The organism is Kordia periserrulae, from assembly GCF_003054265.1.
GTDB lineage: Bacteria > Bacteroidota > Bacteroidia > Flavobacteriales > Flavobacteriaceae > Kordia > Kordia periserrulae.
Genome location: NZ_QBKT01000006.1, coordinates 127,179 through 153,214, shown reverse-complemented (window position 1 = coordinate 153,214; position 26,036 = coordinate 127,179). Strand labels below are relative to the sequence as shown.

The window sequence follows — 26,036 nt, the reverse complement described above, 5'->3', positions numbered from 1 at the left end:
TATGTAAAACTAAAAGGTTTGTGTATATTTATGACTTTATTGAAGGAGTTATGCTAAAAATTAGAAGATTTGTAATTATTCTTATAGTTATTTCAATTAGTAATTCTTTTTTGAATTGTCAGAGTGATAAAGAAATCTCTTTTGAGTATCAAGGCGTATCTAAAGTTAGAAGAATATCATTAAATGACTTTAGAAATCATGTTGGAGAAAAAAACTATTTTTCGATTAATACATATTTTGATATCACGAGACAAAAAAATTCAAATGAAAACTTTAGAATTTTGGTCGATAATATTGTTATGATTCAAAAAGAAAATAAAACTTTTTATACGTTTCAAATAGAAAAGCAAACTTCTGAAAATGAATTCTATAATTTAGTTTTAACAGTAGATAATCAACAACAGGTTACAAAGTCTGAGGTTTTAAAGTATGTACGTGAAAGTTCCTCATCAAATGACTCCTATTTTGAGGGAACTGTTCAAGCGGTTTCAGACTTTACGATTCACCATGATGACTTGATTTCCCAAAAAGCAAATAATGATTGTATTGTAAGTGCTTACGGAGTTTGGGAATGTAGTTTTGGGAATACAGGAGATGACCATGCACCAGGCATGTGTAATGGGACAAGCTCTCATTACACCATTCACGTCATTTACGAACCTTGCCCAACAACACCAGAGCTAGTAGATGTAGATAGCGGCGCAGGAAATACGTCCGATGATAGTGGAACATCAGGCGGAGGAGCTACAAATCCTAATGATGATGACAATACAACTGAAACCGTACCTTTAGACGATGAAACGGCTTTAGATAGAATTATTGAATGTATGAATGGAGCATACAATATTGGAGGCAATAATGTAACGATGCCACAAAGTTTATTAGATTCTCTAACTTCAAGATCAGCAAATAGTTTCTGTCTAAATAAATTAGATAATTTTTTAAATACGGAAGGATGCGGCAATCAAGAAAAATTATTTGGAATAGAAGCGGCACGAGCTTGCTTAAAAGGTGAAGAGGTAAACTACGAACATAGGATTATTATTGATTCCACGATGATGGAACATCCATGTCATGCTAAAATCATTAAATCTACGTTTAACAGTTCAGCAGCTATTGTACAACTGGTTAAAAATGCCTTCAATGATGATACCAAGTTTACATACAGAATAAAGGCAACTGCTTTTCCTGCAGCAAATTCAAATGAGAGTGCTTTTACAGATCCCTTTCCAACATGTACTCAAGGAAATTGTACAGTGAAAACAGAATTTAATAAGGCATATTTTGTAACATCGTCGGATTTGATTATAGCTAGAAACGCAATTCACGAAAGTGTTCATGCCGTATTAGCATATTTGTTTCAAACTGGATTACTACAAACCCAATCTTCGGACCCTGATTTTACAGAGTTAGTAGTAGCTTATACAACCTTACAGGCTTCAAGTCAAGCAGATAGTCAACAATCTGGACAAGACTTAAATAATATTCAACATGAGTTTATGACTGGTCTGATAGATGTACTGGCATTAGCACTAAAAAGCTATGGAGATAGTAAGGGATATATATTACCATTAAGTTATTATAAAAAGTTAACTTGGGCTTCAAGCTCTATGATAGAGACTCCTAATTTTGAAAATGAATTTTCATATTTTCAGCGATTAGAAATTATAGCAATAGGTTTGGCAGAACTTCAGGGGACATCACAAACATATCTCATTAATCAAAATGATGAAGTGACTATTCCACCTAATGGCGTAATACCAAATACCACAGAACCTTGTAATTGAAAACTCATGAAAAAATATATAATCATAATATTAATTTTCGGTGTAGTTATATCTTGTGTAGCAACTAAAGACGCTGAGCAAACTAGATTGAAGGATATTAAAGCAGTCTTAAAACTACATCTTGACACCCAGTTTACTCTTAATTCTAAACGAAGAACTTGGTATAAAAAAGATTTTATTTATTTTCAAATTCACCCTAGGGAGGAATTTAATCTATCAATTAAAAATAAATTGGAGTCACAAAATCCTGGAGCTGATAAAGAAATATTTGGGCAATTTTTTGATGATGATGCCTTAGCATATTATAAGCAACAAAAATTTCAAGTTCACATAGAATTACTTGAAAAAGAACTTATTTCTGAAAAATTCAAATCTAAAAGAGAAAGGGATGCTAAAAAAAGTCGTTTGGTACAACTGTATGATCATCATACATATCATGCGGCTTTACCAGTTTTCACTAAGGATGGAAAATATGCACTTGTTCCAAGCAACTCCGAAGGCGGAGCTGGTTTTATAAATATTTATAAAAAAGAAAATAATGTATGGAAAATTTATGGTGCGTTATTGCGTTGGATTTAGATTATAGTATTCAAAACCGCTTATACAACCCAAACGTCAACGCGGCTTGTTTGGCAACATTATTTCCTGAAAATGCGCCACCAAACGTTACAATTCCTCCAAACGAATTGTTGATTTCTCCAATGGCTTTCAAGCCAAACGCTCCGTATTCTTGATTGTTGACGTATAACGCTGTCGCGAGATTGGACAAAGGTAAGTTCACATCGCCATCGTTGAACGAATTGACAATATCTACAAAACCAATTAACCAAATTTTAGAATGTACTTTGGTTCCAATTTCCCCACCAATTTTAAAATTGTTGCTGTAATTGTTCGTTCTCAAATCAATTCCAGTAAAGGCTTGAATGTAAAATTTGTCAAAACTGCGTCCAATATTTAGGGTAGGCGTAAAGCTCCATGCATCTTCTCCCGTTCTAATGCCCGAAGCGGCTTCAAAAGTACTGGTGTTGGCTTTGATATTCAATTGTCCAGAAATCAACCATTTTTTCTTGTAAAACTGATGACGAATTCCCACCGAAATATTTCCAAAGGCAGTCTTTGAATCTTCCGAAATAAAAGCTGTGCCACCAACCACATCGTTTGTACTGATAAGCTTTAGCGGGACATTAAAAATTAACGTTGTTTTGTTTGATATTCCGTATTCTCCATATAATTGTAGGGTATTGTCGGTAATTTCACGGTCGGTTTGATAGTCTGGAGTACCGAAAACTTCATCATAATTTGAAATGGTTGTGAACGAAAGTTGTGTGTAAAACTTTCCTTTTTCTTGTGTCCAAGGACTTTGTGCAAACACGATTCCTGAACAAAAAAGTGCGATAATCGTATAAAAATTTCTCATAATTGGCTTGTTTATGTTGCCTTAGTAGGATGTTTTTCAAAAATCTTACAGAATCTTTAACAAGTTCTGCATACTATTAATTCGCTAAATATGTTACTTTTATCAGTTATATGATGAAGGCATACGAACACATACAGAAGAAATTAAGTCAGTTTGTGACCAAATATTACACAAACGAACTCATAAAAGGAGCCATACTATTTTTTAGTATCGGACTCTTATATTTTATCATTACGCTATTGGTGGAACATTTTCTATGGCTCAGCACAGGCGCACGAACAGCCTTATTTTGGATTTTTATTGCGGTAGAGTTGTCGCTTTTCGCGAAATTCATCGTGCTGCCGTTGACAAAACTATTCAAGCTGCAGCAAGGCATCAGTTTCAAAGAGGCATCTACCATTATCGGGAATCATTTCCCAGAAGTGAATGACAAATTGTTGAACGTTTTGCAACTGTCAGAAGCGTCTCAAGAATCGGAATTGCTGTTGGCAAGTATCGAACAAAAATCGAAAGAATTACAACCCATTCCGTTTCAAGTAGCGATTAATTTCAAGAAAAATATTAAATACGCGAAATATGCACTGCTACCATTAGCCATTGTGCTTTTTGTGTGGATTTCGGGAAATAGTTCGTTATTTAGCCAAAGCTACGAGCGTGTGGTCAACTACAAAACCGCCTATGAACCGCCAGCGCCTTTCCAATTTATCGTTGTCAATGATAGTTTGCAAGCTATTGAAAATCAGTCATATACACTAAAAGTACAAACGTTGGGCGATGTCATTCCCGAGGAAGTACAAATCACCGTAGATGATGAAACCTATTTCCTTCAAAACAAAGGTATTGGAACGTTTGAATACACCTTTACACAACCCAAAGAAGCAACTACATTTACGCTCAACGCGAATGAAGTTACCTCAAAACCCTATACGTTAGATGTAGTAAAAGTACCATCGTTGGTGAATTTTCAAATGGTGTTGGATTATCCTGCGTACACCAAACGAAAAGATGAAGTACTACAAAGCACAGGGAACGCAACCATTCCAGAAGGCACTAAAATTACTTGGCAAGCCAAGGCAAAACAAACCAACAAACTAGAATTAATCTCAAAAGATTCTACCTATACGTTTGCCAAAGAAGCAGACGAATTCAAGCTTGAAAAGAGCATTTTTCAGCAATTGGATTATCAAATAAGCACAAGTAATGATGAACTTCAGAACTATGAAAATTTAGGATTTAACATTAACGTGATTCGTGATGAATATCCAAAATTGGAATTACAATCCAAACGCGATTCTATTGACGGAAGAACGATGTATTTCTTAGGACAAGTGTCGGACGATTACGGCTTAAAGCGTTTGCAGTTGGTGTATTATCCAGCCGAACGCGTAGAGGAGAAGTCAAAAGAAAACATTCCAATTAGTACCTCAAACATTGACCAATTTCAATATACATTTCCAGGAAATCTAGAGTTAGCAAAAGGCGTGAATTATGAATTCTATTTTGAATTGACCGACAACGATGGAATTCGTGGTGGAAAAAAAGTAAAAAGTGAAATATTCAATTATAGAAAATTAACGGATACGGAATTGCAAACAGAGCAGTTGCAACAGCAAAACGAAACTATTAAAGATTTAGATAAATCCCTAGAAAAATTACAAAAGCAACAAGACGAACTCAAAAAGATTACGCAAAATCAAAAAGAGAAAAGTGAACTGAATTTCAACGATCGTAAAAAGCTGGAAAAATTCTTGCAACGACAAGAACAAAGTGATGAAATGATGAAGAAATTCTCGGAGCAATTAGAACAAAACTTAGAAGAATTTCAAAAAGAAGAAACAAAAGATGATGTTGATAAAGAATTGTTAAAAGAACGTCTAGAACGTCAACAAAAGGAATTGGAGAAGAACGAAAAACTGATGGAAGAGCTAAAAAAATTAGCTGAAAAAATCAGTGAAGAAGAATTACAAGAAAAGTTAGAAGAACTCGGAAAGCAACAACAAAACATTAAAAAGAATCTGCAACAAATTTTAGAGTTGACCAAACGTTATTATGTAACGAAGAAAGCTGAGAAAATTCAACGAGAATTACAAGAATTGGCAAAAGAGCAGGAGGAACTTTCGAAAAAAACGGGCGAAGAAAATACCAAAGAAAAGCAAGAAGAGCTGAATAAAAAGTTTGAAGATTTGCAAAAGCAAATGGACGAATTAGATGAAGAAAATAACAAACTCAAAAAACCTTTAGACTTAGAACGCAGCAAAGAAGACGAAGAAGACATCAAACAAGAACAGCAAGATGCTACGGACGATTTGGAAAAAAGTGAAGAGTCCAAAAGTGAACAACAAAAAAGTGAGCAGCAGAAAAGTGCTCAACAAAAACAGAAAAAAGCAGCACAAAAAATGCAGCGTATGAGCAAAAGTATGCAAAGTGCGATGCAAATGAGCGGACAAGAAAGCATACAAGAAGACGCTGAAATGTTACGTCAAATATTGGACAACTTGTTATTATTTTCTTTTGATGAAGAAAATTTGATGAACGGTTTTAAAGAAATTGACAACACTAATGCGAGTTATGCAGCAAAGCTCAAACGCCAAAAAGAACTTCGTAAAATGTTTGAACACGTAGATGATAGCTTGTTTGCTTTGTCGTTACGTCAGCCAACAATTTCAGAACGCATCAATGGTGAAATTACAGAAATTTATTACAATATTGACAAATCTTTAGAGCAATTAGCGGAAAACAATGTCTATCGTGGCGTTGCTTCTCAGCAGTATGCGTTGACATCTACCAACAAACTTGCAGACTTTCTTAGCGAAGCCTTAGACAACATGAATCAAAGTATGGGACAAGGGCAAGGACAAGGTTCAAATGGCATGGGACAAAGTGGACAAAATCAAGGTCAAGGAAAAGGGTTTCAGTTGCCAGACATCATTCAATCGCAGGAAGATATCAATAAACAGATGCAGCAAGGAATGAAGCAAGAAGGGCAAGGAAAAGACGGAAAAGATGGCAAAGAAGGCGGCAAGGAAGAAGGAGACAAAGGCAAAGGTGAAAAAGAAGGAAAAGATGGAGAAAATGGTAAAACTGGCGGCGGATCTGGTAGTGGAAGCGAATACGAATCTGAAAAACTCTATGATATTTACAAGCAACAACAACAATTACGCAATCAATTAGAGCAGCAATTGAAAGATAAATTTGGAGAAAAAATCAACGACCCACAAGCGGTGGAATTGTTGAAACAAATGGAGGAAGTAGAAACAGAATTATTAGAGCGAGGCTTTAATGACGAAACCATGAAAAAGATGATTGAGCTCAAATATCAATTGCAAAAACTAGACAAAGCTGCTTTCGAACAAGAGAAAGAATCCAAACGAGAATCTACCACAAATCGTACAGATTATAACAATACTACAAACGAAAAAATGCCTGATGTGCGACAGTATTTCAATCAAATTGAAATATTAAACAGACAAGTATTACCTTTGCGAAATAATTACAAAAAGAAAGTACAAGAGTATTTCAAAAAGAAGGATGATTAGTTTTCATTATGAAACAGAATTCGAGCTTCCAAATGAAGCACAAATTCAAGCTTGGATTGGCAACGTAATCGCATCAGAAAATAAGCGTGAAGGTGATATCAATTATATATTTTGTGACGACGATTATCTACACAAACTGAATGTAGAATTTCTAAATCACGACACGTTAACGGATATCATTAGCTTTGACAATTCGGTTGGAAATGAACTGCACGGCGATATATTTATCTCTGTGGAACGTGTAGCTGATAATGCTGAAGATTTCAAGGTTTCATTTGAAGAAGAATTGCGTCGCGTGATGGTTCATGGTGTTTTGCACTATTGTGGATACAAAGACAAAACCGAGACAGAACAAGATGAAATGACCGCTAAAGAAAACGAAAAACTTCAAATGTTCCACGTGGAACAATCGTAAATGACTCAATAAAAATTATAAGAATTTCAATCGTTAGAATATGTTTACTACGGAATATGATGTGATTGTGGTTGGTGCTGGACACGCAGGTTCAGAAGCTGCGGCTGCGGCTGCCAACATGGGAAGCAAAACGTTGCTCATTACGATGAATCTTCAAAACATTGCACAAATGTCTTGCAATCCTGCCATGGGTGGAATTGCCAAAGGACAAATTGTGCGCGAAATAGATGCACTTGGTGGCTATAGTGGAATTGTAACAGACAACTCTGCGATACAATTCAAAATGTTGAACAAATCGAAAGGCCCTGCCATGTGGTCGCCGCGTGCGCAAAGTGACCGAATGCGGTTTGCAGAAGAATGGCGTTTGATGTTAGAACGTACCGAAAGCTTAGATTTCTATCAAGAAATGGTACGCGGATTAATCATAGAAGGCGGAAAAATCAAAGGTGTAAAAACTTCGTTAGGATTGGAAATTCGTTCCAAAACGGTAGTGCTAACCAATGGAACTTTCCTCAACGGATTGATTCATATTGGCGATAAAAATTTTGGTGGTGGAAGAGCAGGAGAGAAGGCAGCAACGGGAATTACAGAAGAACTTGTTGCATTAGGTTTTGAATCGGGTAGAATGAAAACAGGAACGCCGCCACGTGTGGATGGTCGCTCGTTAGATTATTCTAAAATGATCATTCAGCCAGGTGACGAACATCCTGATAAATTCTCCTACCTAAAAGCAACAAAACCACTCAAAGAACAACGTGCCTGTCACATGACTTACACGTCTCCAGAAGTGCACGATTTACTGCGTGAAGGTTTCGACAGATCGCCTATGTTTAACGGAAGAATCAAGTCGATTGGACCGCGCTATTGTCCTTCCATTGAAGATAAAATCAATCGTTTTGCAGATAAAGATAGACACCAATTGTTTGTGGAACCTGAAGGTTGGAATACGGTTGAGGTTTATGTAAATGGCTTCTCAACATCGCTTCCAGAAGACGTACAATTCAAAGCTCTTAAATCTGTGGCTGGTTTTGAAAATGTCAAATTCTTTAGACCTGGATATGCTATTGAATACGATTATTTTCCACCAACGCAATTAAAGCATACGCTAGAAACTAAAATAGTAGATGGATTGTTTTTTGCAGGACAAATCAACGGAACAACTGGATATGAAGAAGCAGCTTCGCAAGGTTTGATGGCTGGAATTAATGCTGCATTAAAAGTACAAGAACGCGACGAATTTATCCTAAAAAGAAACGAAGCGTACATCGGAGTTTTAATTGATGATTTAATCACAAAAGGAACGGAAGAACCGTATCGTATGTTTACTTCAAGAGCTGAATACAGAACGTTATTGCGTCAGGATAATGCAGATTTCAGGTTGACGCCTGTTGGTTATGAACTCGGTTTGGCTAGTGAAGAACGTTTGCGCGCAATGGAAGATAAGAAGCAAAAATCTGAAGCGTTTATTCAATTCTTTAGAGAAACAAGTGTTAAACCAGAAGAAATCAATCCGATTTTAGAAGAGAAAAAGTCGTCTACAGTAAAGCAGCAAGACAAGATGTTTAAGATATTTGCGCGTCCAAATATCAGCATGGACGATATGCGAAAAGTTGCGTCTGTTTCAGAATATATTTCGGAACATGATTTAAACAAAGATGTCTTAGAGCAAACGGAAGTTCAGGTAAAATATGCAGGGTATATCAATAAAGAAAAAAGCAATGCGGACAAATTAAATAACTTGGAGCGCGTCAAGATTCCAGCCGATTTTGAATACGACGGATTGACAAATCTGTCGATGGAAGCGCGACAAAAGCTATCTAAAATTCGTCCTGTAAACTTGTCACAGGCATCGCGGATTAGTGGTGTTTCGCCAAGTGATATTAGTGTGATGTTGGTATATTTGAATAGATAAAAAACGCAAGTGTTCCACGTGGAACACTTTTTTTATGGAAATTAAATCTTTAGCACATACACCGATTTCAACGATTGTTTCAACACTCAATCATGCCTTTTCAGATTACTTTGTGCCGATTAATTTTACAGAAGAATATGTAAATGAACGTTGGGTAGCTTCTGGTGTGGATTATACATTATCTTTTGGTGTTTTTGACAAAAATGAACTTGTCGGATTCCTTATTCACGCCATCAATTTTTATAGAGAAACTAAAGTAGCGTACAATGCTTCTACGGGAATCATTCCGAAATATCGAAGACAAGGTTTGCTGACTAAATTATATGAAAAAGCGATTGCTGTTTTAAAAGAAAAAGGAATTCAAAAAAGCACATTGGAATGCATTACCAATAATGAACGTGCCATTGCGGCGTATCAAAAAGTAGGTTTTTCAATTGATAAAAAATATCACTTATATAAATTTGAGTGGAAAGGCATCGAAGTTGAAACTGAGTTTGAAATCGAAACGAAAACTGATTTTAAGTTCTCAGACTTTAGTCTTTTGCAGAATTATCTTCCTTCTATAGAAAATCAAGATCATTTTTTAGAAAAGTACAAACACAATTTAATTGCTCTTTCCATTTTTGATACAAAAGAACGCGTTGCTTATTTGATTTTTCATAAAACTTCAAAAAGAATTCACAGACTTGGTGTAAAAAATAATAATTGGGAAAAATATGGTACTGTTTTATTTTCAGGATTGCCAAACGGAAATTATAATATCATCAATATCGATTCAGAAAATCAAAATATGCACAAATTTTTTAAAAAGATGAATTTTGATAATTATATCGATCAATACGATATGAGTTTTGATTTTGCAAAGTATGATTAACAAAATTTCAATAATCAACATACATTTGTAAACGAAAGGCAATTTGTCCGTTCGAGCGCAGTCGAGAACACTATAAAAATAAAATGTTCCACGTGGAACATATCGCAGAAAACTAACAATGGAAAATAAGAGCGTAAAAGATTATTCCGTTTCAGGAGAAGAATTTCAACTGGTTTTTGATGCCGTTTTGGAACTATACAAAACCGAACCGCAACCGAGCTTGGAAAAATTAGGTTCGTATTACGAAAGTGAAGATTACATTTCGCATACCGACGCCAAACGCAATCTCTTTGAAAAAATCTATCATTGGGTTCGCTCGTATATGCTTTCCAAAAAAATAAAGCTTGTAGAGCAACACACAAAAAGTGATACTAAAAAATTATTAGACATTGGATGTGGAACAGGTGACTTTTTAGCAATCGCCAAAAAAAGACATTGGGAAATTGCAGGAGTAGAACCTGATGCGCAAGCACGAAAAATTGCTTCTAAAAAAACAGCTACCAAAATTGAAACCAACGAATACCTTTCTCAAATTCCGAATGAAAGTTTTGATGCGATTACGATGTGGCATGTATTGGAACACGTTCCAAATTTGTCTGAGCAGATTCAAACGTTAAAGAGATTGCTCAAACCGAACGGAACTATTTTTATTGCGGTGCCGAATTTCAAAAGTCATGATGCAAAACATTACAAAGAATTTTGGGCAGCCTATGATGTTCCACGACACTTATGGCATTTTTCTCAAACATCTATAAAAAAGCTTTTTCAGAAAGAAAATATGAAAGTAGTAAAAATCTTACCAATGAAATTTGATGCCTATTATGTAAGTCTGCTTTCCGAAAAACACAAAAATGGCAAAATGAATCCGATCAAAGGATTTTACAGAGGATTTTTGTCAAATCTCAAAGCCAAGTCGTCTTCTGAGTATTCTTCGCTCATTTATGTCATTCAGAATGACTAAAACCGTATTTAAAGCACTTTTAAGCGTAGTTTTCATATAAAATAGTAAACTATATTAGAATTTTTATAAAACGAGTTAAAAAAGCCGTTTTTAAAAGCGCTTTTTAATTGACGAAATCTATATTTTAGCGATTAAATATAATTTTTACTTATAATACCAAAAAACACATAAATTCCCTCAATTTTCAGAAGTTGTTATGTGAACTTTATTTTTATTTTTGCGCCAACAAAAAGATGATAGAAGGAACATGTTGCTTCATCTCGAAAAAATTTGACAACACTTAAAAAGTATACAAAATGAAAAAACTCATTGTTTTAGGAATTGCAGTAATGGCATTTGTGTCATGTGAGAAATCTGCGAAAATTGGTTTTGTAAATAATTCAGAACTCATCAACGAATATCAAGAGAAAAAAGATTTGGAAGCTGTTTTTAAAACGCGTATTGACAATTTCAACAAACGAAAAGACAGCATGCAGCAAATGTTTAATTTAGAGTATAAACAAGCACAAGAAAAAGCAGCCAAAGCATCTGCTAAAAAGCAAGAAGAATTATCGATGCAAATTCAACAATTAGGACAACGTTTGGATCAGCAAATCAACATTGAACAAAAACGTATTTCTGACGACAGCAAAACACAAAACGATTCGCTCATCAGCACAGTTAAGAAATTTGTTGAAAAATACGGAAAGGACAACAACTACGATTTTATCATCGGGCAAAATGACAATACAGCAAGCTTATATTTTGGAAAAGAAGAGCACGATTTAACACAAAAAGTATTGGAAGCATTGAACAAACAATATGCTGACAAGAAAAAATAAACGTTTTTAATGTACCAATTCTTCAATTTGAAAATGTACCAATGATTTTTTCTTTTTAAAAAGAAAACTAGACTACAATCAAGATATAAACTACAAGATTCACGTAAAAGACTTTCGAAAGAAGGTCTTTTTTTGTTTGAATCTGAACTTGAAATTGAATTCGAACTTGAAGTTAAAAAACGTCAAAACACGAAATACAAAGAACAAAAACACAAAAAAACAGCGCAGCTATTACACAAAAATTTTCAAATTGACACATTTTCAAATTAGCGAATCGTCACACTAACAATTCCGAACAAGTTCCAAAAAATCCGAACGTTTATTCCTTGAAACAGGCAACTTATGATGGTCTTGCAACACCACATACCCTTCGTTTAAATACTTTTCGATATAGTTGATATTGATGAGGTGCGATTTGTGAATGAGGTAAAAATCACTGTGTTGCAACAACTTGTGAAAATGACCAATACTGTACGAACTCACCATCGGTTTTCCGTTCCGAAAATGAATTTTAGTATAACCGTCCATTCCTTGACAGTGAATGATTTCCTCAATTTTTACAAACTCCAAACCTTCCTGACACGGAATGACAATTTTTTTCTGCTGAAACGACTGAATGCCTAAATTTTCAATTAATTGGCGGTTTTTTTGAAGCGCAGTTTTATCGGAAATATTTTGTGTTGCAACCGAAACTGCCTGAATCAAATCTTGACTGTCAATGGGTTTTACAATATATCCAATCGCGCAATGTTTGATGGCTTCAATGGCGAAATTGTCAAAAGCAGTCACAAAAATCACCTCAAAATTGGGTTTCGATATGTTCTCCAGCACTTCAAAACCATTCATGCTAGGCATGGCAATGTCCAAAAACACCAATTGTGGTTGTTTTTCTTGAATCAATGTAATGGCTTCTTCAGCATCTTGGGTTTCGCCGATAATATCAACATTCGGACACAAACGTTTCAGTTTATTTCTTAAAATCGCCAACGATTTATGTTCATCATCAATTAAAATAGCAGTTACAGTCATATCAATTTGGTAGTTTAAAAGTTAGGGTTACAATCGTGCCTTGCGTGTTTTCTACTTCTGAAAGATCTTCAATAGTATATAGTACATGCCAACTGTCTATTTGTTCTAGTAATTTTAAGCGTTCGTCCAGCACTTGTGAAGAATGGGAACCTTGATTTTTTATGTTTTTGTTGGATAATTTTTTGGATTGTTTGATGCCAATTCCGTCATCTTTAACTACGACGCGAAGACTTTCGTCTGAAAGTTGCGAAAAATGAATGGTCACTTTTCCAGTGGTTTTCTTGTGAAAAATTCCGTGATTCACCGCATTTTCTACAATCGGTTGCAATACCATTGACGGCATTTCTGCATCTGCATCAACATTTTCATCACAAATAATCTCGTACAAAAGCGTATCTTCAAAACGTAATTTTTCAAGCGATAAGTAATTGGAAATCAATGCTATTTCTTCTTCAATCGTAATGAGCTGCTTGCGCGAATAGTCAAAAAACTGTCGTACCAACTTTGAAAATCGCGTCAAATAATTCTCCGATTGCTCAATATCATTCAGCTGAATATAATACTGAATCGCGTTGAGTGAATTGTGCACAAAATGCGGATTCATTTGCGAGCGAAGCGCATTCAATTCCAACTCAATCATCTTTTTTTCATACTGATTGACGGCCAAGCTTTTTTCGGTTAAAATTTTATTCTTTCGCGAATTAAATACATAAAAAAGAATCACCACCGCAACTGCAATCAACAATGCCGCGCCTGATAAAAGCAGGAATATTTCTTCTGAAAATACCTTCTCTATGGTTTCTTTCTCAAGCATAAAAAACTTTTAAAAATACAACCATACAACACTGCATTTAAGACTGTAATAACTATCGAATAAAAATTGCTACCATAATTCAGGAAACGATGAAAAATCAGCAACGGAATCAATCCGATATAAAAAGAAAACAATCCTGTAACAATCCAAAAGCGTTGCGAAGAAACAAAAGATGTAATGGTGTTGTTGTTCAGCAATTCTACAAAATAGCTAATGGTTAGGGTTAAAATGCAAAAAGAGCCTGCAATGATAGGGTTTAAGTACAAATTGTAAAATACATCCTTATCGAACAAATCATACAGATAAAAAATCAAAAAAATAGAGAGCAAAACGGGAATTAAAAATAACCGTTTCCGTAAAATTTTAGAAAACCAAAAAAAGTAAAAAAGAAACGATACTAATGTAAATACATTGTAGATGATATCATTGCTATTGTCTGATAAATATCCGTAGGTAAGTCCCACAATTTCATGAATGACAACATATATTAAAAACCATAAAAAATAACGCTCTGTAGAATGTTTATACGCATGCCAATACCAAATAGCAGCAATCAAAGCTGCTATTTGGAAGCTTAAAAAAAAGGTGTTTACTAATAACTGCATACTAAAAATCAGTGTATTACATTATGTACTTGACATTTTAAAGTAGGCTCGTATTTCTTTGGCGGTCTGCGAGAACCTCCATAATTTAAAGCAGGGATTTCATATACGTTTTCATAATCATTTTCATCATCAGAATCAGCACTTTTCTTGGTGGCTACAAAAAACACGGTGGTGTAATAAATACCAGGTTCATTTCTGATAGACTTCATATCACCTTTAACCTTATCTACTTTCTGATTGTAATCTTCTATATACTTGGCACCGATATACACACGAAAACCCAATTCTTCTTCGTTTACATTGTGTTCCTTAGCTTTTTCTCTGAGATATGTTAAACCATCCACCATTTGCTTATTGGTAAATGAAATAACTCTATTGTCATATTCAGGATGATTGATAAAATCTTTATTTACGATATAATTATCTTCCATCGTTTGGGCATCTATAGTGCATAAAGCCGTGTCTGGTACTACCGCAAGATTAACTTTAGGAGTCTCATCGCAGCAACTATTCAACACTAAAAGTAAGAATAAAATTGTTAAATATATTGTATTTGTTTTCATAATTGTAATTTTTAGGTTCCGCCAACCGAAATTGACGGAATGTTTTTTAAAATGGGTAATTAACTCTTTATGAGCGAAATAGGAAAGCGTGTTTTTCCTGTATTATCTTGATTGATTTCAATTTGATCAATACAATACTCAATCAAAATCTCATAATCTGTTGGTTTGGCATTTTGAATAGATAAGTATAATGCCTGACTCGCACAGCTACATCCACACAAATCTCCCAAATGAATTAAACGGTTTGGCACAATTTGGATGCTTCCATCTGTCACAACTTGATGGGTAGTTAGTATTGGTGTATTAGGTTTTACAGATCCATCAGGATGTTCATTAGGTATATGCTGACCAATAGTAGCCGCGGCTCTGATAGTGTCATCACCTTTTTTAACAAATCCTTTTTTGTATAGGATGCTAATACTTGTGATGGTTACACCTCTAAAACTCAAATTACCATACGGATTGCACGCTGTGATGTATAAAACTTCATCATCATGTGTTTCCATTTGATCCTTTTGACTATCTCCCCAATGCAAATAGAAGCAAGGTTCCAATCTTGGTAAATCGAGTGTAGAGCAGGTTTCTTCAGAATAAGGCGCTTTACATCTTCTTGAATTATTCTCATCACCTTTAATGACAAAAGTTTTTTCTAAGGCTGACTTTTTCAACAATTTTCGTTCATTCTTTATAGAATCAGCGCAAGCACCACAATGGCAGTTATCATCACACTCATAATCTTGCTTGCAGTCATGACATTCTTCCACAAACAATTCGCGAATAGGAAATCTAAAAATCAAAAACTCATCATGATTAAACCCTTGAAATGGTGCGCCAGCAGAAGAATCTTTCCCTGAATCGTACCAAATAAAATGTGCATTTTTGCTTATATCTTGATACGTTCTAAAAGGTCGTTTACCATTTGTATTTCCTTTAGTAACCTTTTTCCATTTTTTACAATGCGCTTTTTTGAGCTCAGTATTTATCAACTTTTCTGAAGGTCGAGTAGTGTGTGAACTAAAATTAATTCCTGTTGGAAACACTTCCCATTTTGCATTTGTTCCAGACAATGCACTGTTGCTTCCGTGAAGTTCTGCAAGCAATCCGTTTAAACCGCCATCATCACTCCAACACACAAAATAAATAAACGCTTCACAAGTTGCTTTTGCTTCAAATTGAACGGAATCTAAAGAGCTATTACTCGCTATTTTTTGCCGAACTTGATTGCAGTCTCCTATATACACATCTGCATAATTATCACACGAATAAATGCCTTTAAACTGTCTGATTTTTGTACATTCTTTTATATTTTTCATAATCTTTGATTTAATTTTTTACCTACTCTATTAAAAAATGGCTTTTCGGTTTCCGCCGTTGAGGTTGTGTCATTACGTAATTCATATCACAAAAGTGAAAAGAGAATACTCAAATGAATAGTGTAGCTTTATGAAACGTGAAGTTGATTCGATAAACGGTTTGCCTGATTTTATAATACTTTGTTAAAAAACCTACAAAAACCAAAAGCTCTGCAATGAGAACGTTAATTTTGTGTAAAATTCAAGAGAACCACGTAACCTTTTGCAATCTGAACCGTCAAGATGCTATACGAATCAATTGAAAAACACAGACCACACATGAAACATAGGCTCGTTTGTCTCTTTCTACTCATGACAACTTTTCTCTTCGCACAGGAAAAATTCAGCGTAAGCGGAACTATTAAAGACAAAAAAAATGGAGAAACGCTGTTGGGCGCAACGGTATATTTAAAAGGTACAACTAATGGCGCCGTTACCAACGAATACGGTTTTTACTCGCTCACCGCAACCGAAGGCAACTATACGTTGGTTGTCTCTTTTTTAGGGTACGAAACTATTACCAAAGAAATTACGCTCAACGTAGACCAAACGGTAAATTTTGAAATCACGGAAGCGTCTACATCGCTGGAAACGGTTGTGATAGAAGCCGAAGAATCGGAACGTGTCAGCATCCGAAAGCCACAAATGAGCGTTTCAAAACTCAATGCCGCCACCATCAAACAAATGCCGGTAGTATTAGGTGAAGTAGATGTGCTCAAATCGATTCAATTATTGCCAGGTGTTACAAATTCAGGTGAAGGAACGGCAGGTTTCAATGTGCGCGGTGGCGCGGCCGATCAAAATTTGGTATTGCTGGACGAAGCCATCATTTACAATACCTCACACTTTTTTGGGTTTTTCTCAGTATTTAATGCAGATGCAATCAAAGATATCAAACTCTACAAAGGAGACATTCCCGCAAAATATGGTGGTCGAATTTCGTCGGTGTTAGACGTACGTCAGAAAGATGGAAACAGTAAAAATCTGGAAGTCAACGGCGGTGTCGGACTCATTTCAAGTCGTTTGGCGGTAGAAGGTCCAATGTTTAACAAAAAAGGCTCATTTTTAGTAGCGGGAAGAAGCTCGTATGCACATTTATTCATGCCACTAATTGAAGAAATTGCCGATGATAAAATTTCGTTTTACGATTTAAACCTTAAAACCAATTACGAAATTGACGAAAACAACCGAATTTATCTTTCTGGCTATTTTGGAAGAGATATTTTTGACATTTCACAATTCATCAAAAACCGTTACGGAAATGCGTCGGCAAACTTGCGTTGGAATCATGTATTTAATGAAAAACTCTTCTCCAATCTCTCGTTTATCTATAGCGAATACGATTACGAAGTAATTCTAGATTTCATCAAACTCGATTGGATTTCCGACATTAAAAATTTCAACCTAAAATACGATTTGCGTTACTACGCCAATGACAAACTCAAACTCGATTTTGGTGTCAGCGGAATCACCTACGATTTCAATCCTGGAATTGTACGTCCTTCAGACCCAAGCTCGACTATCAACTATCGAAAACTCGATCAAAAAAGAGCTTTTGAAGGCGCCGCGTACATCAGCGCAGAACATAAACTATCAGACAAATTAACCGCGCAATACGGAGTACGACTCAGTATGTTTAGTCGTTTGGGCGGACAAGCATTGTCAAACTACGCCAACAATCAACCTGTAGTGTACAATGACGAAATTGGCATCTATGAAGAAGGCGAGGAGATTGGCACTACGGAATATGACAAAAACGAAAGCATCAAAACCTTTGCAAATGTTGAACCGCGTTTAGGACTGTCATATCAACTCAATGACGAATCTTCGGTAAAAGCAAGTTACACGCGTTCGGTACAATATGTACACTTGTTGTCCAACACCATTTCGGTAACGCCGTTGGACGTTTGGGCTCCAAGTGGCGAATACATCGATCCACAAAAATCCAATCAATATGCGGCGGGTTATTATCGAAACTTTAACGATAAAACATATTCGCTAGAAGTAGAAGCGTACTATAAAAACGTAGATAACCGAATTGACTATATCGACGGCTCCAACTTAATCGGAACAAACAATATTGAAACTGAAATCTTAAACGGAGAAGCGCGTGCGTATGGTTTGGAAGTATTATTCCGAAAAGACAAAGGAAAATTCAAAGGTTGGGTAGCGTATACCTTATCAAAATCGGAACAACGTGCATTGGGCGGAATTGCTGGCGGACCAGGCATTAATCGTGGAAATTGGTACAATACACCATTCGACAGAACGCACGATATTTCCATCACGGGAAGTTATGATTTTAGTGAAAAATGGAAATTCAGCGCAAATTTTGCCTATCAAACAGGTCGTCCTGTAACTTTTCCGAACGGACAATACGAATACGATAATTTATCCATTGCGAGTTTCAATCAACGAAATGCCAATCGTTTACCTGATTATCACCGATTAGACGTATCAGCAACCTATACACCTTCCAAAAATAAAAATCGCCGCTGGCAAAGTGAGTGGGTTTTTGGTTTGTATAACGCTTACGCGAGAAGAAACGCTGCTTCTGTCTCATTCACACAAGATTTTAACACTGGGATTAACGAAGCCCGAAGACTGTCCATTTTTGGAAGTGTCATTCCGTCAATCACGTATAATTTTAAATTTTAAGAAGATGAAAAAATACATAGCATACCTACTTTTAGTTTTCTTGGGAACGACTTTTATTTCATGCGATGATCCAATCGATGTAGAGTTGACAGAAGCACCACCACGATTAGTGATTGAAGCGTCTCTCGATTGGGAAAAAGGTACTGCAGGAAACAATCAAACGGTAAAATTAAGCACTTCTACACCGTTTTTTGACAACAATTCGGATACAAGCGTATTAGGAGCTAGCGTAAAAGTGACGAACAATGATACCAATGCAGAATTTATCTTTACCGACCAAAACGACGGAACGTACACAACCAACAGTTTTGTGCCACTATTAAACAATTCCTACACATTGGAAGTTGTGTACAACGGTGAAGTATATAACGCTACCGAAACCCTAATGCCAATTACAGGCATCAATGAAGTATTTCAGTCGTTTGAAGGTGGTTTTGACGAAGATTTACTAGATGTTAACATTACGTATGACGATCCGCAAGAACTAGGAAATTACTATATGATACGCTTGCAAGAAGTGGGCGATTTATTTCCGATTATTGAAACACGTTCGGACGAATTTACCAACGGAAATGTACAAGATGAATTCTTTGAAAAAGATGAAGATGATGACAATCCCGACAATCAATTTGACCCTGGAGATTCGGTAAACATCAAGCTTTTTGGTATTTCGGAGCGCTATTACAATTTCATTACTTTACTTATAGAACAGTACGATTCGGCAGGGAATCCGTTTGCAACCACGCCCGCAGAAATTCGCGGAAACTGTATCAATGTAACTAACGAAGACAATTACGCCTTCGGTTATTTCAGAGTTACCGAATTTGATCAAGTAGATTATACGTTTCAATAAAGTGTCTTTTGTCATTCCTGCGTAGGCAGGAATCTTAGTGTAAGGAATTATAAAAGTAATTTTCAGAATCTAGCGTCAAGAGTCTAGACTTTTTCAGATGTGAGAAAAATCAAAAAAAATGAGTCTTGATTCCAGCTTCCAAAAATCTTGATTCTTAAAAAAAAGGCATAAAAAAACCCCGGTAATACTAAGACATTACCGAGGGAAGAAAAACTAGTAAATAGGTTTTGAGATGTATTTTCTTTTTCCCGAACTTTGTGAAACAACTACTGAAATAGTTGCTTTTCTTTTTCATAACATTCGTTTTCCCATGCTAATTTTGTAAGTTCAGTTAAAAAAAGGGCAACAAAGACTTTAGCCTCGATCTCAATAGCTTTGCTGCCACTTATTTTCAACTAATAAAAAACCGACTTAATTGAACTTAATTAATTTTTATGAACGTTTAGAAATGTTAAATTTCTAAGTATTTATTATCTTTTTTGTGCGTTGTTTGATGATAAAACAGGCAACTTTCAAAATACCCTACCGATATTTAAAAAAAATTTAAAAATAAATTTACGTAGTTTTGAAAATCGAACATTTAGAAGCCAATTAATGACCTCAGACGATAAATCTGTTTGTGAGCAAAAACACTACGAAAGTATCTTTAATACACACGCCGAAACCTTACGGAATTTCGTGTATTACAAGTGTGGTAGCGAGCAGCAAGCGGAAGACATTGTGCAAGAAGCATTCATAAAATTGTGGAAAAACTGTTCGAAAGTAATTTACACCAAAGCAAAATCATATTTATTTACCGTAGCAAATAATATGTTTTTAAACGAGGTGGCACATGAAAAAGTAGTATTAAAATACAAACAACAAACCAAAAGTAAAGTTTCAAACGAAACACCCGAATTCCTATTGCGACAAAAAGAATTCCAAGAAAAATTGCAACGAACCATTGCCAATTTGCCAGAAGGACAACGCGAAGTATTTTTACTCAATAGAATTGACAAAAAAACCTATGCAGAAATTGCAGAAATCATTGGACTTTCTGTAAAAGCAGTTGAAAAAAGAATGCACAAAGCGCTGATAACAATGCGAAAAGAAATAGGAAATATTTAAAAAAGGGTAGGGTATTTTGTGGAGAAACTGTTTAATAAGCGAATCAAACACGAATGATGGAAGAAAAATATGATGATACATTTTTAGCAAGATGGCTTGCTGATGAACTCACAGAAGCGGAAAAACTTCGGTTTGAAAGCGCTGAGGAGTATCAGGACTATCTGCAAATCATTGAAAGTGTCAACCAAATGCAAGCACCTTCATTTGATAAAAAAGCCGTATTGCAATCGATTCAACAAAAACAACAAAAAGCAACTCCAAAAGTACGCAAACTCCGTACTTCTTGGGTATATGCTGCGGCTGCAGTCGTGCTTTTCTTTGTTAGCTTTTCGTATTTCTACCTAAATGCTTCTGAAATGGTTACTACAGATTTCGGTGAGCAAACAACAGTAATTTTACCAGATGGTTCAGAAGCTATCCTAAATGCCAAAACAACACTTTCATTCAACGAAAATTCTTGGGCAAACGACCGAACGGTTGTCTTGGAAGGAGAAGCATTCTTCAAAGTAAAAAAAGGAGAAACGTTTACCGTACAAACAGCTTTAGGAACTGTTGAGGTATTAGGAACACAATTCAATGTACTTACCAACGACAAAAATATCTTTGAAGTAAAATGTCATGAAGGAAAAGTAAAAGTGACCTCTAAAACGCAAGAAACCGCTATTTTAACACAAGGAAATGCATTTTCTTCTATTAACGGGCAAGTTGCTTCATGGAACTTCAATCCGAAGCATCCTTCGTGGAGAGATGGCGAAAGTAATTTCAGAGAAATGCCGCTACAGCATGTCATTACAGCACTTCAAAATCAATACAATGTTGAGTTCCAACATGAACAAATAGACGCTTCACAACGTTTTACAGGAACTTTTTCTCATAAAAATTTAAAACTAGCACTACGAACTGTCTTTGATGCTATGGAAATTTCATATACTTTTAAAGGCAAAAAAGCAGTTATACTCACAGAAACGAAGTAATTTCTTAATAAAAAGAGAAATTCGTAAGAGGAAGGGAGTTTTACCATTACGTTTATGAGAACTATCTTGAGTGTTGTCTTAGTATTCATCACCTCTTCATTGTTAGCCCAAAACAATGGATCGTTTTCGTTTGAAAATGAACCACTTGAAAATGTGCTCACAGCAATTGAAAAAACGTACGATGTAAAATTCTCTTACAATGCAGCGCTTGCCGAAAACAAAACTATTACACTACAAGTTACGGATGTTTCCCTAAATACGGTGATTCAGCGTTTGCAAAAGCAAGTCCCTATTGTTTTTGAAAAAGTCAATGAGCGTTATTACATCATCCGAAATCAAGTACAAGCTGGAAAAATTCGAATATGTGGTTCACTAAAAGATACCAAAAGTAACGCACCTATTGTAGAAGCTTCGGTTGTAAATATTTCTCAAAACAAAGGAACTGTGACCAATGCAGAAGGAAAATTTGAGCTGTTTTTAGCCATTCCGTCAGATACCATTGAAATCCGCTTTTTAGGCTATAAAACCCAACGCTTGTTAGCACAAAGTTTGCAAAAAATACCGTGTGAAACTATTTTCTTAGAAGCAGATCAGTACGATTTGGAAACGGTGTTGCTGAGCAACTATTTAACATCTGGAATTGACAAAAACACGGATGGTTCTATTTCTTTATCGCCTTCTCAATTGGGAATTCTTCCAGGACTCACCGAACCAGACGTTTTGCAAAGCATACAACTCTTGCCAGGCATTCAAAGTCCGAACGAAACCGCTTCCGGATTGTTCATTCGCGGTGGAACACCAGATCAAAATTTAATCCTGTGGGACGGAATCAAAATGTATCATTCGGGACACTTTTTTGGACTAATCTCTGCCTTCAATCCATACGTTATTGAAGAAGTTTCAGTGTACAAAAGCGGAACGGAAACTCGTTATGGCGATCGTATTTCGGGTGTGATTGACATTCAGACCGATACCAAAGTTCCCAAACAACTTTCTGGAGGATTTGGATTTAATATGACACACGCAGATGCCTATTTAAAAGTGCCAATTGCCAAAAACTTTGGAATTACAGTGTCGGCACGTAGAGCATTTACGGACATTCTGGAAACATTTACGTACAACAATTTTTCGGATCGTGTCTTTCAAAACACAAAAATTACAGAAAGTACTGAAATCATAGAAAACGTGTTCTCAGAAACGGAAAACAATTTCTTTTTTACCGATTATACCATCAAACTGATTGGAAAACTTTCAGACAAAGACGAAATTATGATTAGCAATTTGCGTACGAATAACGAATTGGATTTTTTGTCTGAAATAGAAGCGTTTGAAGAAACTTCGCGTGATCAATTGAGCATTCGGAACAGTGGTTTTAGCGGACTTTGGAAGCGACAGTGGAATACAAATTTTTCACATTCGTTGGAAGCTTACTATTCTCGATTTGATTTTGATTATTTAGGAAGGTTTCGAGGAAACTTGGTAAATGCTACCGAACAAGATCAAAAACGCAACAAAATCAAGGATATTGGGTTTTCATACAACACCAATTGGATGCTCAATGAAAAAAACAGCATTCAGTCAGGATACCAATTTTCTTCCAACGATGTTTCTTTTGGTTTTTCTGGATTCAGAGGAACGGAAGAAGGTGTCACTACATACAACGTAGGCGAACAAAGCATCAACAACTCACATGCGTTATTTGCAGCCTACAAATACAACAACAAAAAGGAATTGATTGTCAACGCAGGTTTACGTGTCAACTATTTTAGCACCACCAAAGAAGCCTTTTTTGAACCAAGACTGTACGTTGAAAAGAAATTAAGTGACCTGTTTACGGTGAATTTTTCGGGCGAATTAAAACACCAAGCAGTCAGTCAAATACTGGAATTTAATACGGCAAACTTCGGATTGGAAAATCAAGTATGGGCAATTGCTAACGGAGAAGAATTTCCAGTATTAAAAAGCAGGCAAATCTCTACGGGCGTTATCTTTAGCAACAATGGCTGGAGAGTGGACTTGGACATGTATTACAAAAACATTACGGGACTCACGTCGTTTAACAGAAGCTTTGGAAACACCAGTGTTTTGGAAACATTTACCGAAGGAAACAGTCGTATTTACGGTGTAGATGTATTGATTGAAAAAAAGATTAACAATTACAAAACGTGGATGGGCTACTCGTACACGGACAACAATTTTGAGTTTTCGCGTATCAACAACGGCTTACCGTTTGATGGCAACTACGACATTCGTCATTACTTTCGTTGGGCACATTCCTATACAATTGACAACTTTGAATTCTCGTTGGGTTGGAATTACCGCACAGGAACGCCATACACGCCTGTAACGTCACAAACGCAAACCAATGGAGACTTATTTGTATTTATTGGAGAAACCAACAGCACGCGGATTCCTGACTATCATCGCTTGGATTTTTCAGGAACCTATACCTTTGATTTTGACAAAAAGAACAAATGGAAAGGAAAAATAGGCTTTTCACTACTAAACATTTACGACAGAAACAATCTGCTAGAACGTTACTACGAAATACGACCATTTCTCAACCAAAACAACAACGTACAATTTCGCCTAGAAACGGTAGATAAATTCTCTTTGGGCATCACGCCGAATTTGGTTTTTCGTGTGGATTTTTGATGCTATTCTTTTCAACGCTTTAAAGAATTTATTTTATAACTTATTAAGTTATATATATCTTTAAGAAACAAAACAGGGCATAAAAAACGGTAAAAATGTTTTCTAATATTCTAAACGCAATTAAAAATATCGTTGGAAGTATTATAGCTTTTCTTTTTAGTCTTTCTGAAAGAGAACCTTCAGAAACGACTTGGGTTGTCGTATCTGTTATAGGAATATGCTCAGCAGAATATATTTATTACATTTCCAGTGATGAAGGATATTTTTTAACAGCAATTTTTGTGGCGATTATTGGAGTTTTTGCAGCCATTCTAATTTTTAATTTTTTAAGAGCCATTCCTGCTTTATTTGCTTTGGTAATTATAAGTGGAATTGTAATGGGTACTATTATTGGAATTGTTGCGTTTATTGAATTTTTAAGTGAAATAAAAATTTGGTCTAAGTAGCGTTTTTAACTACAAAGGCAAATCCTTTCGATGCAGCAATCGCGTTAATTTAATCGACAAGTCTGTCAACACGATTTTCGCATTTCCGTTGCGCTCAATGTGATACATAGCATCTTGCAATTCGTTGGAAATATCCATAATATTATTTCCGTGTACAAACGGTGCAAATTTTTCCAAGAAAAATCCTTTGGTGTTCGATTCAAAAAAGACCAAATCGGTTGCGGTGTAATTCTGTAACAAGGCTTGTCGGAACAAATTCAAACAAAAACCTAAAAACTTCTTTTGCGTTTCACGTCCCGTTTTGGCAACTTCTTCGCTCCACGCAATCAAATCGCGAATAGCAGTTTTATTTCCTTTTGCCTTAAAGGCAGATCGAACCCACGTAACAAACCACGTTTCAAACAGCAAATCTTCCGAATCTTGATGCACCAAATCCACCGCTTTGTTATAATTTCCATTCGCTTGATGCGCAATTTTCGTCGCTTCTGCTTCCGAAACATTCAAGTTTTGTATCAACGATTCTTTAATAGCTTCTTCACCCAACGGTGGAAAATGTAAAATCTGACAACGCGAACGAATCGTATTAATAATCTGTTCTTCGTCTTCCGCAATCAAAATAAAAAGCGTTTTATTTGGCGGCTCTTCAATCAATTTCAACAATTTATTCGCAGCTGCGGTATTCATGCGTTCTGCCATCCAAATAATCATCACTTTATAACCGCCTTCATACGACTTTAACGTGAGCGATTTCACCACATCCAAAGCTTCATCAACACCAATTTGTCCTTGCTTATTATCAATGCCAAGCATTTTATACCAATCGAATAAATTTCCGTACGGTTGCTCTTTCAAAAACTGCCGCCATTCTTCCAAAAAGTGCTTGGAAACAGGATGACTTTTCACTTTATCATTTGCGGCCACAGGAAATGCAAAATGCAAATCAGGATGTGAAAAATGGTTCAATTTCAAATTACAAGCTTCGTTTCCACCCGTATTTTCTCCGTCAACATTATTACACAAAACATACTGCGCATACGCCACTGCCATAGGCAAGGTACCACAACCTTCAGGACCGACAAAAAGTTGCGCATGCGGAATGCGTCCGTTGTCGGCACTCAATGTCAAATGTTTTTTAATATGGGTAAGTCCTAAAATATCCTGAAAAAGCATGTGACAAATATAGTTGTAAGTGTTCAATTTTTGAGTGATAAGCACCATAAAATCCTTGAAAAAGCACGCTAAAAATGTCAAAAAGCA

General features: G+C 35.8%; 21 protein-coding genes. 14 read left to right on the top strand and 7 right to left on the bottom strand.

The genetic code is table 11. The annotated features are described in order from the left end of the window. Positions 1 to 20: 20 nt before the first annotated feature. Together C8N46_RS13435 and C8N46_RS13430 are read left to right on the top strand one after the other, a co-directional pair. Complete coding sequence (locus C8N46_RS13435) at positions 21 to 1,787, top strand: hypothetical protein (RefSeq protein WP_146169822.1); 1,767 nt, start codon at positions 21 to 23, stop codon at positions 1,785 to 1,787. Positions 1,788 to 1,793: 6 nt separating this feature from the next. Beyond that, entirely contained in the window at positions 1,794 to 2,366 is a 573-nt protein-coding gene (locus C8N46_RS13430; protein ID WP_108115426.1) for a hypothetical protein, read from the top strand. A 10-nt stretch (positions 2,367 to 2,376) separates the two neighbouring features. On the opposite strand, the gene C8N46_RS13425 is transcribed toward C8N46_RS13430, so the two are convergent. After that, entirely contained in the window at positions 2,377 to 3,204 is an 828-nt protein-coding gene (locus C8N46_RS13425; RefSeq protein WP_108115425.1) for a hypothetical protein, read from the bottom strand. Between the two features lie 110 nt (positions 3,205 to 3,314). Here C8N46_RS13425 and C8N46_RS13420 point away from each other — a divergent pair, with 110 nt between their 5' ends. The 6 genes from C8N46_RS13420 to C8N46_RS13395 all read left to right on the top strand — a co-directional run bounded on the left by C8N46_RS13420 (position 3,315) and on the right by C8N46_RS13395 (position 11,723). Beyond that, positions 3,315 to 6,740: a DUF4175 family protein gene (locus C8N46_RS13420; RefSeq protein WP_108115424.1), complete on the top strand. Its 3,426-nt coding sequence runs from the start codon at positions 3,315 to 3,317 to the stop codon at positions 6,738 to 6,740. Then, the gene (gene ybeY / locus C8N46_RS13415; protein ID WP_108115423.1) at positions 6,733 to 7,155 is read left to right on the top strand and encodes an rRNA maturation RNase YbeY; all 423 of its coding nucleotides are present in this window, start codon (positions 6,733 to 6,735) and stop codon (positions 7,153 to 7,155) included. Before C8N46_RS13420 ends, ybeY begins: the two co-directional genes overlap by 8 nt. 40 nt (positions 7,156 to 7,195) lie before the next feature. Further along, a complete protein-coding gene (gene mnmG, locus C8N46_RS13410; RefSeq protein WP_108115422.1) occupies positions 7,196 to 9,067 on the top strand; it encodes a tRNA uridine-5-carboxymethylaminomethyl(34) synthesis enzyme MnmG in 1,872 nt (623 codons plus the stop codon). A gap of 34 nt (positions 9,068 to 9,101) precedes the next feature. Further along, positions 9,102 to 9,941: a GNAT family N-acetyltransferase gene (locus C8N46_RS13405; protein WP_108115421.1), complete on the top strand. Its 840-nt coding sequence runs from the start codon at positions 9,102 to 9,104 to the stop codon at positions 9,939 to 9,941. 118 nt (positions 9,942 to 10,059) lie between these two features. Beyond that, positions 10,060 to 10,902, top strand: coding sequence for a class I SAM-dependent methyltransferase (locus C8N46_RS13400; protein ID WP_108115420.1), 843 nt, complete (start codon positions 10,060 to 10,062; stop codon positions 10,900 to 10,902). A 296-nt stretch (positions 10,903 to 11,198) separates the two neighbouring features. Then, the gene (locus C8N46_RS13395) at positions 11,199 to 11,723 is read left to right on the top strand and encodes an OmpH family outer membrane protein (RefSeq protein ID WP_108115419.1); all 525 of its coding nucleotides are present in this window, start codon (positions 11,199 to 11,201) and stop codon (positions 11,721 to 11,723) included. Between the two features lie 282 nt (positions 11,724 to 12,005). On the opposite strand, the gene C8N46_RS13390 is transcribed toward C8N46_RS13395, so the two are convergent. From C8N46_RS13390 to C8N46_RS13370, 5 genes are all read right to left on the bottom strand, one after another. Then, positions 12,006 to 12,752 carry a LytR/AlgR family response regulator transcription factor gene (locus C8N46_RS13390; RefSeq protein WP_108115418.1) on the bottom strand — a complete coding sequence of 249 codons (747 nt, stop codon included), beginning with the start codon at positions 12,750 to 12,752 and terminating at the stop codon, positions 12,006 to 12,008. Between the two features lies 1 nt (position 12,753). Then, on the bottom strand, positions 12,754 to 13,566 hold the full coding sequence (locus C8N46_RS13385; RefSeq protein WP_108115417.1) for a sensor histidine kinase: 813 nt from the start codon (positions 13,564 to 13,566) through the stop codon (positions 12,754 to 12,756). Further along, positions 13,545 to 14,171 (bottom strand): hypothetical protein, encoded by a 627-nt coding sequence (locus C8N46_RS13380; RefSeq protein WP_108115416.1) that lies wholly within the window; start codon positions 14,169 to 14,171, stop codon positions 13,545 to 13,547. The genes C8N46_RS13385 and C8N46_RS13380 overlap by 22 nt, the downstream gene beginning before the upstream one ends. Before the next feature lie 8 nt (positions 14,172 to 14,179). Then, entirely contained in the window at positions 14,180 to 14,602 is a 423-nt protein-coding gene (locus C8N46_RS13375; RefSeq protein ID WP_146169821.1) for a hypothetical protein, read from the bottom strand. A 191-nt stretch (positions 14,603 to 14,793) separates the two neighbouring features. Continuing rightward, complete coding sequence (locus C8N46_RS13370) at positions 14,794 to 16,047, bottom strand: hypothetical protein (RefSeq protein WP_108115414.1); 1,254 nt, start codon at positions 16,045 to 16,047, stop codon at positions 14,794 to 14,796. A gap of 318 nt (positions 16,048 to 16,365) precedes the next feature. On the opposite strand from C8N46_RS13370, the gene C8N46_RS13365 reads away from it, so the two are divergent. The 6 genes from C8N46_RS13365 to C8N46_RS13340 all read left to right on the top strand — a co-directional run bounded on the left by C8N46_RS13365 (position 16,366) and on the right by C8N46_RS13340 (position 24,779). Beyond that, the gene (locus C8N46_RS13365; protein ID WP_108115612.1) at positions 16,366 to 18,744 is read left to right on the top strand and encodes a TonB-dependent receptor; all 2,379 of its coding nucleotides are present in this window, start codon (positions 16,366 to 16,368) and stop codon (positions 18,742 to 18,744) included. A gap of 4 nt (positions 18,745 to 18,748) precedes the next feature. Then, positions 18,749 to 19,597: a DUF4249 domain-containing protein gene (locus C8N46_RS13360; RefSeq protein ID WP_108115413.1), complete on the top strand. Its 849-nt coding sequence runs from the start codon at positions 18,749 to 18,751 to the stop codon at positions 19,595 to 19,597. Between the two features lie 594 nt (positions 19,598 to 20,191). After that, a complete protein-coding gene (locus C8N46_RS13355; protein ID WP_108115611.1) occupies positions 20,192 to 20,704 on the top strand; it encodes an RNA polymerase sigma factor in 513 nt (170 codons plus the stop codon). A 53-nt stretch (positions 20,705 to 20,757) separates the two neighbouring features. Next, a complete protein-coding gene (locus C8N46_RS13350) occupies positions 20,758 to 21,678 on the top strand; it encodes a FecR family protein (RefSeq protein ID WP_108115412.1) in 921 nt (306 codons plus the stop codon). 54 nt (positions 21,679 to 21,732) lie between these two features. Further along, the gene (locus tag C8N46_RS13345) at positions 21,733 to 24,333 is read left to right on the top strand and encodes a carboxypeptidase-like regulatory domain-containing protein (RefSeq protein ID WP_108115411.1); all 2,601 of its coding nucleotides are present in this window, start codon (positions 21,733 to 21,735) and stop codon (positions 24,331 to 24,333) included. 95 nt (positions 24,334 to 24,428) lie between these two features. Beyond that, positions 24,429 to 24,779 carry a hypothetical protein gene (locus tag C8N46_RS13340; protein ID WP_108115410.1) on the top strand — a complete coding sequence of 117 codons (351 nt, stop codon included), beginning with the start codon at positions 24,429 to 24,431 and terminating at the stop codon, positions 24,777 to 24,779. A gap of 9 nt (positions 24,780 to 24,788) precedes the next feature. Here the strand turns inward: C8N46_RS13340 and C8N46_RS13335 are convergent, their stop codons facing one another. Next, the gene (locus C8N46_RS13335) at positions 24,789 to 25,949 is read right to left on the bottom strand and encodes a DNA polymerase III subunit (RefSeq protein WP_108115610.1); all 1,161 of its coding nucleotides are present in this window, start codon (positions 25,947 to 25,949) and stop codon (positions 24,789 to 24,791) included. Positions 25,950 to 26,036 lie beyond the last annotated feature (87 nt).